Origin of the sequence: Microbacterium sp. SSM24 (genome assembly GCF_025989145.1) — a bacterium.
Classification (GTDB): Bacteria; Actinomycetota; Actinomycetes; order Actinomycetales; family Microbacteriaceae; genus Microbacterium.
Genome location: NZ_JAPDNQ010000001.1, coordinates 2332886 through 2349516 on the forward strand (window position 1 = coordinate 2332886; position 16631 = coordinate 2349516).

The following is a 16631-nucleotide window of genomic DNA, read 5'->3' on the forward strand; positions in this document are numbered from 1 at the left end:
CGGGTGAGCGACGACGCCGGCGTCGCCGGGTCAGGCGCTCGGGTCGATCACGGGGATCGACGCCAGCAGGCGCCGCGTGTAGGCGACCTGCGGCTGGAGCAGCACCTTCTCGGTGGGGCCCTCCTCCACGATGCGGCCGTCCTTCATCACGACCACCTCGTCGCACAGGTTCTGCACGACCCCGATGTCGTGCGAGACCATCACGAGCGTGATCCCGTCGCGAGCGCGGAGCTCGCCCAGCAGCGCGAGGATCTGCGCCCGCACGGTGACGTCGAGCGCCGACAGCGGCTCGTCGCCGACCAGCAGCCGGGGACGGTGCGCGATCGCCCGGGCGAGAGCGATGCGCTGCCGCTGCCCGCCCGAGAACTCGTGCGGGAACCGGTTCGCCATCGCGGCTTCCAGGCCGACATCCTCGAGCACCTCGCGCACGCGCGCACGTCGGTCGCCGTCGATCCCGAGCGCCCACAGCGGCTCGCCGACGATCCGGCCGACGCTCATGCGCGGGTCGAGCGACGCATACGGGTCCTGGAACACGATGCCGGTCTGCCGGCGGAGCCAGTGGAGCGACCGGGCGCCCGCGGTCGCGTCCACGACCCGCCCGTCGAACTCGACCGTGCCGCCGGTGGGGGTGTCGAGGCCGAGCAGCAGCCGCACCAGCGTCGACTTGCCCGAACCCGATTCGCCGATGATGCCGACCGCCGAGCCCTCGGCCACGTCGAGGTCGGCGTCCTCGAGGCCGGTCGTGAAGACGCGAGGGCCGAAGACCGTGGCTTTCGGCGCGGGGTAGCGGCGGGTGAGCCCGCGCGCTCGCACGAGGCTCATGCCGTGCCTCCCGGGCGCCACAGCGTCGCAGTCGCATCGCGCAGCAGACCCTGCGTGACGGGCGAGACCGGCGCGGTGAGGAGGGTCGAGACCGGGGCATCCTCCACGACCCTGCCGTCTTCGAGCACGACCCCGTGCGTCGCGATCTGCGACAGCACGGCGAGGTCGTGGGTGATGAACACGAGCGACATGCCGTCGTCGCGCACGAGCGACAGCAGCAGGTCGAGGATCTCCGCCTGGATCGTCACGTCGAGCGCCGTCGTCGGCTCGTCGGCGATCAGCAGTCGCGGCCGGCACGCGAGCGCCATCGCGATTGCGACGCGCTGACGCTGACCGCCCGACAGCTGGTGCGGGTAGCGCGACACGATCCGCTCGGGATCGGGCAGGGCGACCCGGGCGGCCTCGGCGATCGCGCGGGCCGCGGCATCCTTCTTCGACGCCTTCTCGTGGATGCGGATCGACTCGGCGATCTGCCGCCCCACGGTGCGGATCGGGTTGAGCGCGGTCCGCGGCTCCTGGAACACTATGCCGATCTCGTCGCCGCGCAGCTCGGCCAGCTCGCGGTCGGTCAGGCCGATCAGCTCGCGACCGTTCCAGCGGATGCTGCCGCTCGCCGTCGCCCCGTCGGGGAGCAGTCCGAGCACGGCGAGCGCGGTGAGCGACTTGCCCGAGCCGGACTCCCCGATGAGCCCGACGCGAGCGCCGTCGGGCACCGAGAACGACACCCCGTCGACGACCCGTCTGCCCTGGATGTCGATCGTGAGGCCTTCCACCTCGAGCGTCACGAGACCACCTCCGGCACGTGGGTGCGGGCGACCCTGCCGGCGCCGCGCGCATGGCTGAGCGTCGGGTCGGTGGCCTCGCGCAGTCCGTCGCCGAGCAGGTTGAGCCCGAGCACGGTGACGGTGATCGCCAGTCCGGGCCACACCACCGACAGCGGATGCACCGTGATGAACTGCTGCAGCTCGGCCAGGAGCAGCCCCCACGACGGCTCGGTGACGGGGGCGCCGAAGCCGAGGTACGACAGGCCGGCCTCGGCCAGCACCGCCACCGCCATCGCCCACGACAGCTGCACGATGAACACGGGCGCGACGTTGGGCATCAGGTGGCGCAGGAGGTTCTGCGCCGGCGTGAGGCCCGAGGCGCGACCGGCGAGCACGAAGTCGCTGTGCAACACGCGCCGCAGCTCCGGCCTGGTCACGCGGGCGATGCTCACGCCGAACCCGATGCCGACCGAAAGGATCACGACCCAGAGCGATCCGCCCCACACCGCCGCGATCATCATCGCGATGATCAGCACGGGGAACGCGATGAGGATGTCGACGAACACCGCCACCGATTCGCGGATCCAGCGGGCGGTGAGCGCCCCGAGCGAGGCCAGTGCGACGCCGACGAGCGTGGCGATGACCCCGGCACCGACGGCGACCCACACGGTCGTGCGCGCGCCGGCCATGATGAGGCTCAGGATGTCGCGCCCGGTCGCATCGGTTCCCAGCACGTGCGGCCAGCCCGGCGGCAGCCACCGCGCGGAGATGTCCACCTGCTGCGGATCGAACGGCGTCCAGAACCGGGCGACGATCGCCGTGGTGACCACCGCGATCACGACGATCAGGCCGAACCGTCCCGTCGACAGGCGCCACAGCCGGCCGAGCCACGCCCAGCGCGACGGAGGTGCGTCGGATGCCGCATCCCGCCGATCTTCGGTGCTCATGCCGCCTCCCGCTGCCGGGGATCGATGACACGGTGCACCAGATCGACCACGAAGCCGACGATCAGCACGAAGCCGGTGAGCACCAGGAGCTCGCCCTGCACCATCGGCAGATCGCGCGCGCCCACGTCGGACACCAGCATGCGGCCGATTCCGGGCAGCGTGAACAGCTGTTCGATCACGACGGCCCCGACGATGATCCCGGCCACCTGCAGGCCGAGGACCGTGATGACCGAGAGGCCGACGTCCGGTAGCCCGTGGCGCACGAGTGCGGCGTTGCGTGTGAGGCCCTTCGCGGCGCCGGTGCGCACGTGGTCCTGGCCGACGGCCTGCAGGGTCGCGCTCCGCACGATCCGCATCAGCATCGCGCCCTCCACGATGCCGATCGTGAGGGCCGGGAGGATGAGGGCACGCATGGCGGCGGCCGGATCCTGCCACCCGGCGCGCGGGAACCCCTGCGCGGGGAGCCAGCCGAGCCACACCGCGAACACGACGACCAGCATCATGCCCGCCCACACCACGGGGACCGCGGCGAGCGCCTGCGCGCCGACGCTCAGCGCCGTCCCGTCGCCGCGGCCCCGCCGCACGGCCGAGAGCACTCCGAGCGGGACGCTGAACAGCACGGCGATGGTGAGGGACAGGATGCCGAGGGGCACCGTGACCTCGGCCTTCTCGGCGAGCTCGCTCGCGACCGTCGACCCGGTGAGCAGCGAGCTGCCCAGGTCTCCGCGCAGCACCCCGCCGATCCAGTCGAGATACTGCACCGGGAGCGGCTGGTCGAGCCCGAGTCGCTCGCGGATCGCCTCGATCTGCGCGGGCGTGCTGTTGACGCCCGCGATCAGCTGCGCGACATCACCGGGGAGCACCCGGAGCGAGAGGAAGATCAGCACGCTGGCGACGAGCAAGCCGAGCAGGAGCAGGGCCAGGCGCGTCAGCGTGTATCGGATCACCCGTTGCTCTTGGCCAGCTCAGCGAGATTGAGGCGCTCGTTGACGTTGATCGAGGGCATACCGGTGATGTTAGTCCCGACCGCGACGACGGATGCCCCGTTGTAGAGCCAGTCGCCCGCAGCGTCCTCCGACACGATGCGCGCCGCTTCTGCGAGCAGCTCGGCCGCCTCGGCCTCGTCGGTCGCGGCGAGCGACTGCGCGTACAGGTCCTGCACCTCGGGGTTGTCGTAGGTGAAGTAGTAGTCGGGGTTCGCCCAGTTCTCGAAGTCGCGCGCCTCGGTGTGGAGCACGAAGCTGAGGTCGTAGTCCTGGTTGATGTACACGTCGTTGAGCCAGGTCGAGAAGTCCACGGACTTCACCTCGAGCGTGATGCCGACGTCATTGAGGTTCGAGACGAGGATCTGCGGGATCGTGGTCGCGTAGAAGTTCGGGATCGTGAGCGTCAGCTCCAGGTCGTCCACGCCGGCCTCGTCGAGCAGTGCGCGCGCTGCTTCGGGGTCGTAGGGTGCGACATCCGAGAGGTCCTCGTAGCCCGGATCGAGCGACGGAATCGGCCCGTAGAGGGTCTCGCCCGACGCACCGGACTGAATGAATGCGTCGTGGTCGATGGCCTGGCGGATCGCCTGGCGTACGCGCTGGTCGGCGAGTGGGCCGGAGGTCTGGTTGAACGCGAGGGTGCCCTTGTCGGTGGACTGGCCGAGCTCGAGGGCGAAGTCGCCGTTCGCCTCGACCTGTTCCTTCAGGTTCGCATCGAACCCGGTGAGCACGTCGACCTCGCCGGCGAGCGCCGCGTTGAGGGCGGCCTGGTTGTCGGGGATGTAGTCGAACACCACCTCGGCCACCTGGGCGGGGTCGCCCCAGTAGTCGTCGTTGCGCGAGAACGTGATGCTGTCGCCCTGGCGCCACTGGTCGAGCCGGAACGGACCCGTGCCGTTGGCGGCCGTGCTGTAGTCGACGGTGTCGCCCTCTTTGAGGATGATCCCGGCGCGACCGGTGAGGTTCCACAGCAGGCTCGAGTCGGGCTCGGCGAGCTCGAGGGTGACGACCTGTCCGTCGGCGGTGACGGTCGTGACGTTCGCGAGCCGAGCGGAGTCGCGCCACTCCGGCGTGTTCTTGCGCGTGGTGAGCGACCACACGACGTCCTGCGGGGTCAGTTCCTGGCCGTCGTGGAAGGTGACGCCCTCGCGCAGGGTGAAGGTGTAGGTGAGGCCGTCCGGCGACACGGTCCAGTCCTCGGCGAGGACCGGCACGATCTCCTGCTCGGGCGTGCGGCCGACGAGGCCCTGGTAGACGTTGTCGACGAGGATCTGGTCCAGCGCGGACCCGGCCGTCTGACGGATGTCGAGGTTGCCGGGCTCGAGCACGAGGCGGATCGCGACCGAGGCGTCGGGGTCGGGAGCGCCGGACGAGGTCGGACCCGGCTCGGCGCCGCCGCTGCAGGCGCTCAGCAGGAGCGCGCCGGCGGCGAGTATCGAAGCCGCGGCGAGGGCGGTGCGACGGAGCATGAGAGTCCTTTCGGAGGGGATCCGCGGGGTTCGCGGGAGCCGACGGGGGTGCTGATCTTCCGGCCGGTCGGCGCGCGAGACAAGCCTAGGGAACGCGCGCCGCCGCGGGAGAACCCGGTACACGGAACGCAACAGAAGCGTTAATCGTTCCCCGCGAGGTCGCGCAGCCGCTCGCCGAGCGCCTTCGGGGCGTCCTCCTGCACGTTGTGACCGGCCGGAAGGACGACGACGGCGGCTTCCGGCTGCCTTCTCGAGAACTCCGCGGCGTCGGCATCCGTCACATAGCCGCGCTCGCCGCGGATGAGCGTCGCCGGCGCGCTCGCCGTCGCGAGATCGTCCCATCCGGCTTCGCCGAGCACGGCCGACACGGCATCCTGCGGGGTGCCGTCGACGGATGCCGCATCCGCCGCCGATCCCGCTGCGGCGGCCGCTGCGGCGAGGTGTGCGAAGTGGTGCTTCCACTCCACCCGTCCGTCGGGCCGTACGCGCGAGTTGAAGTACACGCCCCGTGCGGCCTTGCGCCGCGTGCCGCCGCCGAGGCCGAACGCGAGCGCACGATCGACGAGCTCGTCGCGCGAGGCCCAGTCGGTGGGACCGGCGAAGAACTCCCGGATCTGCGACGGCCCCGCGGACGGATCGATCCCAGGGGTGATGTCGATCACGACGAGCTCGCGGACGAGGTCGGGACGGGATGCCGCCACCGCCGCCGCGGTCAGCCCGCCGAGCGACTGCCCGACGAGCACCTGCGGGCGGTCGGTCCAGACATCGATGCCGGCGGCGACGTCGGGGGCGAGAGCGCGCGCGACGTACGCGAAGTCGTCGCGCCACGACGAGTCGCCGTGTCCTGGGAGGTCGATCGCGAGGGCGGGCAGGCCCAGCGCGATGATCGTGGTGTCCCACGTGTGCGCGTTGAGTCCCGCACCGTGCAGGAAGGTGACGACAGGCGCGGCCGTCGTCCCCTCGGGTGCCCAGCGCAGCGCGCTCAGCGCGCGGCCGTCCGGGAGGGTCAGCGTCAGGCGCTCGCCGTGGGGCAGCGGGCCGTCGATGCCGGCGTCGGCGGCCTGGTCGGTCAGGAACGAGAACTCGTCGGTGGGGTCGCTCACCCCGCCATTGTCTCGTCTCCCGCCACCCGCACGATCCGTTTGTGCGGGCGAATGTGCGCATACTCCGGGCGTGTTGCGTCCATTCGCCCGCACAAACGGAAGGGGGGAGGGGAGGGAGAAGGCCGTGGGTAGGCTGGCGACATGACCGAAGAACGGCGTGTCCACCTGTCGCGTTCCGCTCCGCCGGCCTATCAGGCGCTCTCCGCCTTCTCGAAGACGGTCGGCTCCCTCGCCGCCGAGGGCGGCATCGACGCCCGGCTCAAGGAGCTCGTGCAGATCCACACATCGCAGCTCAACGGCTGCGCGTACTGCGTGCGGGTGCACGTCGAGCGGGCGGGCAAGGAAGGGATCACGCCGGACGTCATCGCGCAGCTGCCGGTGTGGCGCGAGTCCGGCGTCTTCTCGGAGCGCGAGCGCGCCGGCCTCGAGCTGGCCGAGGCGTTCGTGTTCATCCACGAGGAGGGCGTGCCCGACGACGTCTACAACAGGGTCGGCACGATCCTCAGCGAGCAGGAGTACGTCGCGCTGAGCTGGATCCTCGTGTCGATCAACGCGTTCAACCGCATCGCAATCGCCGGTCGCTACAGCGTTCCGCCCCGTGACGATCTCGACGGCGAGGACCGCGACGCCGCGAGCGGGGCCGCGTGGTGACATCCTCCGACGCGCTCGAGGTTCCGGGCGCTGTCAATCTCCGCGACGTCGGCGGTCTTCCGGCGGGCGACTCCGTCACCCGTCACGGGGTGCTGTTCCGTTCGGGCAACCTCGCGCAGCTCGAGCCCCAGGGCACGGCGGCGCTGGGGGAGCTCGGACTGCGGCGGATCATCGATCTGCGCGCCGACGAGGAGGTGGCCCACGCGCCGAGCCGCACCGCCGGCCTCGAGGTCACCACGCAGCGCGTGCCGCTCTTCCTCGGATCGGTGGAGTCGTTCTTCGCCGACGACATCAGCCTCGACGAGATGTACCGGCGCCTCGTGGAGGACTCCTCGTCTCTCGTGGTCGAGGTCGTGCGCGGCATCCTCGCGGATCAGCCGGTGCTCGTGCACTGCACGGTCGGCAAGGATCGCACCGGTGTCACGGTCGCGCTCACGCTCGCCGCCGCGGGTGTGGACACGGATGCCGTCATCGCCGACTACGCGCGGACCGAGGGGCTGCTGCCCGAGCGGCGCAACCGGCGGATCGTGGAGTTCCTGCGCTCGATGCACCCCGAGGCCGTGCATCTCGAGGATCTCGCGACGCGCTCGCCCGCGCCGGTCATGCGGGCGCTGCTCGCGGGGGTGGAGGAGCGCTACGGCACGTCGGCGGACTATCTGCGCGCGCACGGCCTGTCCGATGACGAGGTCGACGAGCTCCGGCGGGTGCTGGTGCGCCCGGTATGACGACGGATTGCGACTGAGGTTAGGCAACCCTTCTTTCGCGGTATAGTGGAGTCGTCATGGAACACTCCACCGAGCACACCGCCGCATCCTGCCGCTCGTCGCGGCACACGCGGGTGCAGCACCTCATCACGGCCGACGAGTCCTCGCTCGCCGACCTCGAGATGATGCTCGCGACGCTGCCGATCTGCTCGACCGGTCGCGTGTTCGTGGAGATTCCGGATGCCGCGGCCCAGGCCGACATCGTCGTGCCGAGCCGCATGGTGCTCACGTGGCTCGATCGATCGCAGCGCACCGGCGCGCCGGGAACCGGCCGCGGCTGCGCGGCCGGCGAGGCGCTGTCGCGCGCGGTGAACGCGTGGGCCGACGAGATGCTGTGCGGTGCCGACGACGAGACCCGCATCCACCTGCTCGGCGGCTACCTCGGTACGGCAGACATCGTCGATCACCTCACGGCGCTGGGCATCGACGCGCAGGCGATCCACACGCCCGCGCAGTACGGTCTCGCGACCGCGCGCTGATCCGGCGCGAGCCGATCCGCCGCGCTCCGATCCGGCGCCCGCTGATCCTCAGCGGGTTCCGCGGGGGAGGTAGTTGCCGTCCTCGAGGCCCGCTTCGATCTCGAAGCGGTTGCGCAGCGGGTCGCGTCCGGAGAAGAGGTAGAGCAGCGGCATCAGGAAGCCGTAGCGCTCCCACTGGCGCTTGTGCGCCGCCTCGTGCCGCAGCAGCCGGTCGGTGACGCGGCCGTCGCCGGTGAGGAAGCATCCGCCCACGCACACGCCGCCGCGCGCGAAGGTCCAGCCCGGCATGCCGCGGAACACCCACAGTCCTTCGCGCTTCTCGACGCGGCCGGTGCTCCACAGCGTTCCCCACACCCAGCCGACGGTGGTGCCGTACCAGTAGCCGACACGGCTCACGGGGGAGTCGAGCAGGAACGCCGGGATCAGGCGGTCGACTCGGCGGCCGCGCACGACCGCGCGCTCCGCCGCCGCGCGCCATCCGGTGGGAGGTGCGGGGATCGGACTCATGCGAGCGCTCCGATGACGCGCAGGATCGCGCCCAGGTCGTCGGTGGCGGTGGCGAGCGAAGCGGGCGAGTACCCGGCGAGCGACGAGCCCACCAGGGGCAGCTCGGCCCGCACGGCAGCGATCGTCGCCGTGAGCTCGGCCACCGTCAGCCCGAAAGGCTCCGGATGCGCGTTGCCGGCGATCTCCGCGGGGTCGAGCACGTCGACGTCGACGTGGATGTACACCGCGTCCGCGCCGCTCGCGCGCACGGCCGCGGCGAGGGCGCCGGGGTCGCGAAGGGCGTCGACGGCGAGTGCGGTCACTCCCAGCTCGGCGACGGCGTCGAGCTCGGCGTCATCGTACGAGCGCACGCCGGCCACGAACGTCCGGTCGGGCGTGATCGCGCCCGCCGGCAGCGCGAGCCCGGGCTCGCCGTCGCCGAGCACCGCGCGCAGCACCATGCCGGCGAAGGCGCCGGACGGCGAGGAGCCGGGAGTGTTGAAGTCGGGGTGCGCGTCGAGCCACACGACCGCGAGCGACGGAACCCGCTGGACGGCGTGCGCGATCGGGGCGAGGGCGATGCCGCAGTCTCCGCCGACCGTCAGCACGGGTTCGTCGTGACCGGCGAGGGCCTCTGCGACCTGATCGCGGACGCGCTGCAGCGCGCTGAGCCGATGGATGCCGGTGCCCAGCGACTCGCCGGCCTCCATCGGCACTTCGAGCACCGTGGTGGACGCGCGAGGGAGGTCACCGGCGATGGTCTGTGCCCCGTCGATCAGCTGCATCGCCCGCGACGAGGGGCTGCCCTGCCACTGCGGGACCACGAGGTAGCGCATCATCCCCTCATCCTCTCGCAGCCGGTGGTCGCCGCGCACCGGTGATGCCACGCCGTCGGCGAACAGGCTCGTCCCGAGCCGCACGCTGCACACGCCGCGCACGCCGCGTACGCCGCACGCGACGGAGGCCGCCGACCACGGTCGACGGCCTCCAGTGCGACGGGTGTTACGGCGTGTACGGGGCGCTCGGTGCGTCGATCGCGGCCTGCGCGGGCGCCGCGCCCGACTTGAGGGCCGCGAGGCGCGCCTCGACCTCGGTCAGCTCCCCGACATCCTCGAGGCTCTCGAACTGCGCGTCGAGGCTCGAGGCGGCGAGCTCCTGCTTACCGGCCGCGAGGGCCTCCTGGCGGCGGACCTTGTCTTCGAAGCGGCCGAGCTCGCTCGTCGGGTCGAGGACGTCGATCGACTTGACCGCGTCGTGCACCTTGTTCTGGGCCTCGGCCGTCTTGGCGCGCGCGAGCAGCTCGGAGCGCTTCGACTTGAGCTGCTCCAGCTTCTGCTTCATGCCGTTGAGGCCGTCCTTGAGCTTGGCGACGACCTCGGTCTGCGAGGCGATCGTGGGCTCGACGGCGCGCGCCTCGTTCTCTTCGCTGATCTGACGCTGCAGTGCGATCTTGGCGAGGTTGTCGAACTTGTCGGCGTCGGCGGTGTTGCCGCTCTGGCGCAGCTCGTCGGCCTTGCGGCTCGCGGCGAGCGCCTTGTTGCCCCACTCGGTGGCCGCCTGCACGTCCTCCTGGTGGTCGCGCTCGAGCAGGCGCAGGTTGCCGATCGTCTCGGCGATCGCCGACTCCGCATCCGCGATCGAGTTGGAGAAGTCGCGCACGAGCTGGTCGAGCATCTTCTGCGGGTCCTCGGCGGAGTCGAGGAGTGCGTTGATGTTGGCCTTCATGAGGGTCGAGATGCGACCGAAGATGGACTGCTTCGCCATGGGATTACCTTCCTATCGGACAGAACTGCTGGTACGTCGGTGAGTGCGTGAGTCGTGGACGAGGGCGGTGGATCGGGTCAGAAGCGGCCACCTCCTCGGCGGGCACGGGTTTCCCCGCCGCCGAAGCTTCCCGGACGGATGCCGCCGCCTCCGGAGGAACCGCCGAGCATTCCGCCCAGGCCGCCTCCGAGACCGCCGCCGGACGACCGGCCGCCGCCGCCCATCATGGAGTTGATGAGGATGCCGCCGAGCACGGCTCCCAGCATCCCGCCGCCGTTGCCGCCGCCCTGGGACTGGCCGCCCCCCAGCATCCCGCCGCCGGAGAATCCGCCGACGTCGCTCTGGGCGAGCTGGATTGCCTGTCCCGCGAGCTGGTCGGCTCGCTGCGCATGCTGCATCGCCTGGTCGGGGTCGTTCGCCTGCAGCTGCTGCGCGCGCACGAGTGCGGCGCCGGCTTCGGCGAGGCGCGTGCGCGCTTCGGCGCCGACGGCACCGCGCCGGGCCGTGATGTAGTCCTCGGCCGTCGAGACCTGCGCCTGCGCCTGCATGATCAGCTGGCCGACCATCTGGCGCGCGCGCTGCGTCTGGGCTTCGGCATCCCGGATGCCCTGCACGAGGGAATCGATCTGCTGATTCGCCGCCTCGAGGCTCTGCAGGGTCACCAGGGGGCGCTTGGCCGGACCCGACAGGTTCGCCTTGGCCGCCTCGATCTGCTGCACGGTGGCGGTGATCGCGGCGGCGACGCGTCCGTCGGGGTCGGGGAGCCCGCGTGCCGTCGCGACATCCTGTTCGAGCTCGATGATCAGTGCTGCGGCGCTCTGCTCGCCCCGGGCGAGGTCGTCGGCCAGTTTTCCGATCGCGTTCTCGAGCAGCACGGCCTGGCCGACCGCTTCTTCGGCGGCCCGGATGCCGACGGCGGCCTCGCCGCCCTTATCCGCCCCGATGTCGGCCTGGGCGGCGGCGAGCTGCTCGTCGGCGAACGCGAGCCGCTGGCGCGCCTGATCGGGGTTGTCGGCGACGGTCGCCAGCGCCTCGGGCGCGTACGACGAGCGCAGGGTCTGCAGACGAGCCGCGGCACCGTCGAGAGCGGCCTCTGCGGTGCCCTTCTCGGCCTGCACCCGAGCGAGCGCCTCGGGGGCGTTCTGCTCGAGCTTGCGCAGCTCGTCGAAATCGGCGGCCTTCTCGTCGAGGAGGGTGTTGGCCTGGTCGCAGAGCGCGATGATCCGCTCGTTCCACGCGCGGGTGTCCTGCTCGGAGTCGGCGGTGGCGTCGTCGAGCTGCTGCTTGAGCGTGAACGCCTCATCGAGGTTCGCCTTGGCCCGGGCGAGCGCCTGCTCGAACTCGACCGTCGCCTCATCGCCGAACTGGGCCTTCGCGAACCCGAGCTCCTGCGCGCTCGTCTTGACGGCGTCGTCGGTCTCGACGAGAGCGGATGCCGCGTGCCGCTCGAGGTCTTCAAGGGGAACCTGCTGCACCGCGGGGCCGCCCGCGACCTGACCGCTCTTCTTTCGGCGACGCAGGAACATCACCAGGAGCACGATCCCGACGCCGATGACGACGACCACGAGGAGCCAGGTGAACCAGCTGCCGCCGCCGGATCCGTCGGAGGGCGCGCCCGATCCGCCGCCCTGGGCATCGGTCAGGCCGTCGGCGGCCGCGTCGACGGCTCCGAGCCAGTCGTCCTGCGCGAGGGCGGGCTGGATGCGCTGCTGCTCGATGGCTGCGAGCTGCTCTTCGTTGACGGGGCCGTCGATGTAGCCGGAGAGGTAGTACTGGCGGCCCTCCGTCGAGACGGCGAGCAGGTACTGGGTTGTGCCGAGGCCGTTGTCGTCAGCCGTCTGATTGGCCCAGTCCTCGGAGTTCGATGGATCGGTGAACTCGTCGACGTATACCACCCACAGGTCGAGGCCGGTGTCGGTCTTGAGCTGTTCGAGACGCGCCTGCGCTTCTGCTTCCTCAGCGGGGCTGAGCACGTCGGCGTCATCGAGGACGTAGCCGGACCCGAGTGTGACGGGGGGAGTGGCCACGGCGGCCCCACTGCCGATCGCGATCACGGCGACCACCGCAGCGGACGCCAGCGCTGCAGCCCAACGCAGTCGCATCGATCCCCCCTCTGGGACTTCGGGTTTCCCCTCCCGCGAGTCTATTCAGGCGCGGGGATACGACGATAGCCCACCGTCCGGACACGGCATGTGAGTTCGCCGAGAACCGCGAGCACGAGCGCGCGAGTCGACAAGACACGCCGCGTCTGGTGCAGGTCGAGCGGCGTGTCTTGGCGACTCGCACGTCGCTGCCGCGGGAGTGCCCGCCGAGCGGGTAGCGTCTGCGATCCGGAGGACTCATGGACGATCGCTACGGCACGGACGTGCTCGCGTCGGGATGGCGCACACAGGGGACCCGGCAGCTTGCCCGGGTCGAAGCATCCCGCGACCTCGTCGTCGAGGTGGCAGCCGACGGCTTCTGCGGCGCCGTGGTCGGCCTCTCGTCGGGGATGGTCGAGCTCGAGGACCGCAACGCGCGACGGCGGCTGTTCCCGCTCGGCGCCGGGTTCCTGGTCGACGGCGAGGACGTCGTGCTCGTGCCGCCGGCGGCGGCACCCGCGAGGACCGGGCCGCAGCGGACGGCCTCCGGTTCCTTCGCCGCGCCCGAGGCCCGTGCCCGAGTGGCGCGGGCGAGTCGCATCCTCGTGGAGGGCCGGCACGACGCCGAGCTCGTCGAGAAGGTGTGGGGCGACGACCTGCGCGCCGAGGGCGTCGTGGTCGAGTACCTGCAGGGGATCGATCTGCTGGATGCCGCGCTCGACGAAGAGCCGCCGTCGGCCGAGCGCCGCTACGGCGTGCTCGTCGATCACCTCGTTCCGGGATCGAAGGAGTCGCGCATCGCCGAGGCCGTGTCGCGCGGTCGGCACGGTGCCCACGTGCGCATCGTGGGGCATCCGTGGGTGGACGTGTGGCAGTGCGTGACCCCGCGCGCGGTCGGCATCGAGCGGTGGCCCGAGGTGCCGCGCGGCATCGACTACAAGGTCGGCGTGTGCCGGGGCCTGGGCTGGCCCGCACGCGATCAGGCCGACCTCGCGCGCGCGTGGCAGCGGATCCTCGCGTCGGTGAAGACCTACCGCGACCTCGAGCCCGCGTTCCTGGGCCGCGTCGAGGAGCTCATCGACTTCGTGACCGGCTGAGTCCGCCGGCGGCGCGTCCGCGCCCTCCGCCGCCCGGCGCGTCCGCGCACCACGGCGGCCGGCGCGTCCGCGCACTCCGCCGGCCGCGGTCGGCGCGCGTCCGACCGCCTCGGTAGCCTGGGAGTGTGGCCGACCTCGAACCTCCCGCCCGCACGTTCCGCGACCGTCCGGTGTCGTTCGTGCGTCGCAGCGGGCGCATGTCCGAGGCGCAGGAGCGCGCGTGGATCGAGCTCGCGCCGCAGTACGTGATCGAATCTCCGCGGGATGTCGCGGCCACCAGCATCCGCCCCGGATCCTCGATCGACCCTGCCCAGGTCTGGGGGCGCGCTGCGCCGCTCGTGGTCGAGATCGGCTCGGGCCAGGGTCACGCGATCGTCCACGCCGCGACGGCGCAGCCCGAGACCGACTTCCTCGCGATCGAGGTGTTCCGCGCGGGACTCGCGCGCACGATGCTCGACGCCGACAAGGCCGGCGCGCGCAATCTCCGGCTGGTCGAGGCGAACGCGCCCGAGGTGCTCGAGCACCTCCTGCCCGAGGCATCCGTCAATGAGCTGTGGGTGTTCTTCCCCGACCCGTGGCACAAGAAGAAGCACACCAAGCGGCGGCTCGTCACGAGCGCATTCGCGGCTCTCGCGTCGCGCGCGCTCGTGGACGGTGGGATGCTGCGCCTCGCCACCGACTGGGAGGATTACGCCCTCCAGATGCGCGACGTGATGTCCGCAGCCGCCGGCTTCGAGGCGGGGTTCGAGGGGGAGTGGGCTCCGCGCTTCGACGGTCGCGTGCTCACGGCGTTCGAGCGCAAGGGCGCGCGCGTCGGGCGCGACATCCGGGATCTCTCGTACCGCCGCCTGCCCCGGTCATGAGCGGGGTACACCCCGCGCCGGACGGGCCGCCCGCCGGCTCCGCCCCGGACGCCCCGCCCGCCGGCTCCGCCGCGGCGCGTCGCGATCCGTGGCGCTTCGTGCGGCCGCTCGGCCACCGCGACTTCCGGATGCTGTTCGGCGCGGTCGTGCTGGCGATCTTCGGCGCCGGCATGTGGGCCGTCGTCATGGTCTACACGGTCATCGACGCGGGCGGAGGTCCGGTCGACCTGTCGGTGGTCGCCGCGGCGAACGCGGTCGGGCTGCTCGTGTGCGCGATCCCGGGCGGCATCGCCGCCGACCGCGTGCCGCGACGAATCCTGCTGCGCCTCGTCGCGCTGACCGACCTGCTGGCGATCACCACGGTCGCGGTGGCCGGAACGCTCGACGGCGTCACGATCCCGCATCTGGCGATCGTCGCGTTCGTGCTGGGCGCGGGCGCCGGATTCTTCTTCCCCGCCTACAGCGCGATCCTCCCGCGCATCCTGCCGCCGGCGCAGCTGCTCGCCGCGAACGGGCTCGAAGGGGCGATCCGTCCCGCGCTGCAGCAGGCTGCCGGACCGGCCGCGGCAGGCGTGATCGTGGCCGCCGTGCTCGCCCCGGCTCACGCGGCCTGGGGCGTGGTCGCCGCGTACGCGATCGCGCTCGTGCTGCTTCTCTTCGTGCGCCCCGAGCCGCCGGCGGCTCCGGACGAGGTCCGCGAGGCGCCTGCGGGGGTGCGCGGAGCGCTCCACGACCTGCGCGAGGCCGTCGTCTTCACGGTGCGCACCCCGTGGCTGCTGTGGACCCTGCTGTTCGCGACGGGCTGGGTGCTCGTCTTCGTCGGTCCCGAAGAGGTGCTGCTGCCGTTCGTGACGCGTGACCGCATCGGCGAGGATCCGCGCCTGTTCGGCTTCCTCCTCGCCATCTACGGCGTCGGCGGCGTGCTCGGGTCGATCTTCGTGTCGTCGATGCGCCTGCCCCGCCGGTACCTCACCGCGATGATGGCCGTCTGGGGAGTGAGCACGCTGCCCTTCGCGATCGTCGGCATCACGCATCAGTACTGGCTCATGGGGCTCTGCCTCTTCCTGATCGGCTTCGGGTTCAGCTACGGCAACGTGATCTGGGGCACCCTCCTGCAGCGGCGGGTGCCGCGCCACATGCTCGGGCGGGTCTCGAGCCTCGACTTCTTCGTCTCGCTCGCGCTCATGCCGTTGTCGATGGCGCTCGCCGGGCCCCTCGCCGAGGTGGTCCCGGTCGAGGTCATCTTCATCGCCGCCGGCGTCATCCCCCTCTTCCTCGGCGCGATCGCGTACGTCGTGGCGCGCATGGCGCGCGACGAGATCGCCCATCCCCTCGACACCTGATCCGGAGTCTCCATGCCCGCCCATCCCGCCGCCGCCCCCGTCGCGACGCTGCCCGCGTGGTCGTGGCGCCTCGCCCCGGCGCTCCTGGTGTGTCTCGCGGCGCCGGCGTTCTTCGTGCTGCGAGTGCCGTGGGTCGGCTGGGCGCTGCTGGCTGCGGGGCTCGCGATAGCGGTGCTCCTGGAGCGAGCGGATGCCTCCGCCCGCCGTTCCGCGGGGCCCGACCGCGACGAGACCGACGCGGATGGGGCCGACGGCGCGGGCGGGGCCGACGGCGCGGGCGGTGCGGCCGCCGCGGGCGGGGCCGACGGTGCGGACCCGGGGGAGCGCAGCATCCGGCGCCCGTCGATCGTGCGCGATCTCTCGCTCATCGCGATCGGCCTGCTGATCGTGAGCTCGATCCCGCTCGCCGCCGAGCTCGACGACCTGTCGATCGTGCGGTTCGGCGTCGTGCTCGGCGGAGCGGTCGCGGTGCCGTACGTGATCTCGCGGTGGGCGTACCGCGATCACGCGATCCGCTTCCCCTGGCGCGGGGGCGGACGGTGGAACGCGTTCCAATGGTCGTGGCTCGCCGCGGTGCTCGTGCTCGGCTGGCTGATCCTGCCGTTCTACTTCATCACGTCGGGCGTCTACCTGAACTGGCCGGTGGTCGACACCCCCGACCTCATCGCGCGCCTGTTCGTGGGCGTGGGCGCGGTCGGCATCTGGGACGAGCTGTTCTTCATCTGCACGTGCTTCGCGCTGCTGCGCCGGCACTTCCCGTTCTGGCAGGCGAACGTGCTGCAGATGGTGGTGTTCGTGTCGTTCCTGTGGGAGCTCGGGTACCAGGCATGGGGTCCGCTGCTCACGATCCCGTTCGCCCTGCTCATGGGGTGGATCTTCATGCGCACGCGGTCGCTCGCCTACGTCGTGACGGTGCACCTGCTGTTCGACGCGGTCGTGTTCCTGGTGCTCGTGCACGCGCACAACCCCGGCGTCCTGGACGGTCTCTTCCTGGTCTGAACCCCGCCGGTGTGTG

Annotated in this window: 17 protein-coding genes; 7 read left to right on the plus strand and 10 right to left on the minus strand. The window is 71.6% G+C overall.

The window, feature by feature from the left end:
• Positions 1 to 30: 30 nt before the first annotated feature.
• The 6 genes from OL358_RS10760 to OL358_RS10785 form a co-directional block, all read right to left on the minus strand.
• Positions 31 to 822, minus strand: a complete 792-nt coding sequence (locus tag OL358_RS10760; protein WP_264709967.1) for an ABC transporter ATP-binding protein — start codon at positions 820 to 822, stop codon at positions 31 to 33.
• Positions 819 to 1607: an ATP-binding cassette domain-containing protein gene (locus tag OL358_RS10765; RefSeq protein WP_264709968.1), complete on the minus strand. Its 789-nt coding sequence runs from the start codon at positions 1605 to 1607 to the stop codon at positions 819 to 821. Before OL358_RS10765 ends, OL358_RS10760 begins: the two co-directional genes overlap by 4 nt.
• Positions 1604 to 2533, minus strand: a complete 930-nt coding sequence (locus tag OL358_RS10770; protein ID WP_264709969.1) for an ABC transporter permease — start codon at positions 2531 to 2533, stop codon at positions 1604 to 1606. Before OL358_RS10770 ends, OL358_RS10765 begins: the two co-directional genes overlap by 4 nt.
• Positions 2530 to 3480, minus strand: coding sequence for an ABC transporter permease (locus OL358_RS10775; RefSeq protein ID WP_264709970.1), 951 nt, complete (start codon positions 3478 to 3480; stop codon positions 2530 to 2532). Before OL358_RS10775 ends, OL358_RS10770 begins: the two co-directional genes overlap by 4 nt.
• On the minus strand, positions 3477 to 4985 hold the full coding sequence (locus OL358_RS10780) for an ABC transporter substrate-binding protein (protein ID WP_264709971.1): 1509 nt from the start codon (positions 4983 to 4985) through the stop codon (positions 3477 to 3479). Before OL358_RS10780 ends, OL358_RS10775 begins: the two co-directional genes overlap by 4 nt.
• Positions 4986 to 5125: 140 nt before the next feature.
• Positions 5126 to 6088 (minus strand): alpha/beta fold hydrolase, encoded by a 963-nt coding sequence (locus OL358_RS10785; RefSeq protein WP_264709972.1) that lies wholly within the window; start codon positions 6086 to 6088, stop codon positions 5126 to 5128.
• Between the two features lie 141 nt (positions 6089 to 6229).
• Between OL358_RS10785 and OL358_RS10790 the strand changes: the two genes are divergently transcribed.
• Genes OL358_RS10790 through OL358_RS10800 form a run of 3 tightly spaced genes read left to right on the plus strand, consistent with a single transcriptional unit; the run spans position 6230 to position 7982 of the window.
• Positions 6230 to 6739 carry a carboxymuconolactone decarboxylase family protein gene (locus OL358_RS10790; RefSeq protein WP_264709973.1) on the plus strand — a complete coding sequence of 170 codons (510 nt, stop codon included), beginning with the start codon at positions 6230 to 6232 and terminating at the stop codon, positions 6737 to 6739.
• Positions 6733 to 7464: a tyrosine-protein phosphatase gene (locus OL358_RS10795; RefSeq protein WP_264709974.1), complete on the plus strand. Its 732-nt coding sequence runs from the start codon at positions 6733 to 6735 to the stop codon at positions 7462 to 7464. The genes OL358_RS10790 and OL358_RS10795 overlap by 7 nt, the downstream gene beginning before the upstream one ends.
• Before the next feature lie 56 nt (positions 7465 to 7520).
• A complete protein-coding gene (locus OL358_RS10800; RefSeq protein WP_264709975.1) occupies positions 7521 to 7982 on the plus strand; it encodes a siderophore-interacting protein in 462 nt (153 codons plus the stop codon).
• A gap of 48 nt (positions 7983 to 8030) precedes the next feature.
• Here OL358_RS10800 and OL358_RS10805 read toward each other — a convergent pair whose 3' ends face one another.
• From OL358_RS10805 to OL358_RS10820, 4 genes are all read right to left on the minus strand, one after another.
• A complete protein-coding gene (locus OL358_RS10805; protein ID WP_264709976.1) occupies positions 8031 to 8489 on the minus strand; it encodes a Fe-S oxidoreductase in 459 nt (152 codons plus the stop codon).
• The gene (locus OL358_RS10810; protein ID WP_264709977.1) at positions 8486 to 9307 is read right to left on the minus strand and encodes an arginase family protein; all 822 of its coding nucleotides are present in this window, start codon (positions 9305 to 9307) and stop codon (positions 8486 to 8488) included. Before OL358_RS10810 ends, OL358_RS10805 begins: the two co-directional genes overlap by 4 nt.
• Positions 9308 to 9470: 163 nt before the next feature.
• Positions 9471 to 10232 (minus strand): PspA/IM30 family protein, encoded by a 762-nt coding sequence (locus tag OL358_RS10815; RefSeq protein WP_264709978.1) that lies wholly within the window; start codon positions 10230 to 10232, stop codon positions 9471 to 9473.
• Positions 10233 to 10309: 77 nt separating this feature from the next.
• Positions 10310 to 12334, minus strand: coding sequence for a TPM domain-containing protein (locus OL358_RS10820; protein ID WP_264709979.1), 2025 nt, complete (start codon positions 12332 to 12334; stop codon positions 10310 to 10312).
• Between the two features lie 239 nt (positions 12335 to 12573).
• Between OL358_RS10820 and OL358_RS10825 the strand changes: the two genes are divergently transcribed.
• The 4 genes from OL358_RS10825 to OL358_RS10840 all read left to right on the plus strand — a co-directional run bounded on the left by OL358_RS10825 (position 12574) and on the right by OL358_RS10840 (position 16615).
• Positions 12574 to 13410 carry a DUF3097 domain-containing protein gene (locus tag OL358_RS10825; RefSeq protein WP_264709980.1) on the plus strand — a complete coding sequence of 279 codons (837 nt, stop codon included), beginning with the start codon at positions 12574 to 12576 and terminating at the stop codon, positions 13408 to 13410.
• A 197-nt stretch (positions 13411 to 13607) separates the two neighbouring features.
• Entirely contained in the window at positions 13608 to 14273 is a 666-nt protein-coding gene (gene trmB, locus OL358_RS10830; RefSeq protein ID WP_264710281.1) for a tRNA (guanosine(46)-N7)-methyltransferase TrmB, read from the plus strand.
• Positions 14274 to 14401: 128 nt separating this feature from the next.
• Entirely contained in the window at positions 14402 to 15616 is a 1215-nt protein-coding gene (locus OL358_RS10835) for an MFS transporter (RefSeq protein WP_413631508.1), read from the plus strand.
• Between the two features lie 12 nt (positions 15617 to 15628).
• The gene (locus OL358_RS10840) at positions 15629 to 16615 is read left to right on the plus strand and encodes a CPBP family intramembrane glutamic endopeptidase (RefSeq protein WP_264709981.1); all 987 of its coding nucleotides are present in this window, start codon (positions 15629 to 15631) and stop codon (positions 16613 to 16615) included.
• Positions 16616 to 16631: the final 16 nt, after the last annotated feature.

Bases quoted from the DNA above. Each gene is read 5' to 3' on its own strand.
- OL358_RS10760 (WP_264709967.1), bottom strand. From the start codon at position 822: ATGAGCCTCGTGCGAGCGCGCGGGCTCACCCGCCGCTACCCCGCGCCG.
- OL358_RS10770 (WP_264709969.1), bottom strand. From the start codon at position 2,533: ATGAGCACCGAAGATCGGCGGGATGCGGCATCCGACGCACCTCCGTCG.
- OL358_RS10780 (WP_264709971.1), bottom strand. From the start codon at position 4,985: ATGCTCCGTCGCACCGCCCTCGCCGCGGCTTCGATACTCGCCGCCGGC.
- OL358_RS10790 (WP_264709973.1), top strand. From the start codon at position 6,230: ATGACCGAAGAACGGCGTGTCCACCTGTCGCGTTCCGCTCCGCCGGCC.
- OL358_RS10800 (WP_264709975.1), top strand. From the start codon at position 7,521: ATGGAACACTCCACCGAGCACACCGCCGCATCCTGCCGCTCGTCGCGG.
- OL358_RS10805 (WP_264709976.1), bottom strand. From the start codon at position 8,489: ATGAGTCCGATCCCCGCACCTCCCACCGGATGGCGCGCGGCGGCGGAG.
- OL358_RS10810 (WP_264709977.1), bottom strand. From the start codon at position 9,307: ATGATGCGCTACCTCGTGGTCCCGCAGTGGCAGGGCAGCCCCTCGTCG.
- OL358_RS10815 (WP_264709978.1), bottom strand. From the start codon at position 10,232: ATGGCGAAGCAGTCCATCTTCGGTCGCATCTCGACCCTCATGAAGGCC.
- OL358_RS10820 (WP_264709979.1), bottom strand. From the start codon at position 12,334: ATGCGACTGCGTTGGGCTGCAGCGCTGGCGTCCGCTGCGGTGGTCGCC.
- OL358_RS10825 (WP_264709980.1), top strand. From the start codon at position 12,574: ATGGACGATCGCTACGGCACGGACGTGCTCGCGTCGGGATGGCGCACA.
- trmB (WP_264710281.1), top strand. From the start codon at position 13,608: ATGTCCGAGGCGCAGGAGCGCGCGTGGATCGAGCTCGCGCCGCAGTAC.
- OL358_RS10835 (WP_413631508.1), top strand. From the start codon at position 14,402: ATGCTGTTCGGCGCGGTCGTGCTGGCGATCTTCGGCGCCGGCATGTGG.
- OL358_RS10840 (WP_264709981.1), top strand. From the start codon at position 15,629: ATGCCCGCCCATCCCGCCGCCGCCCCCGTCGCGACGCTGCCCGCGTGG.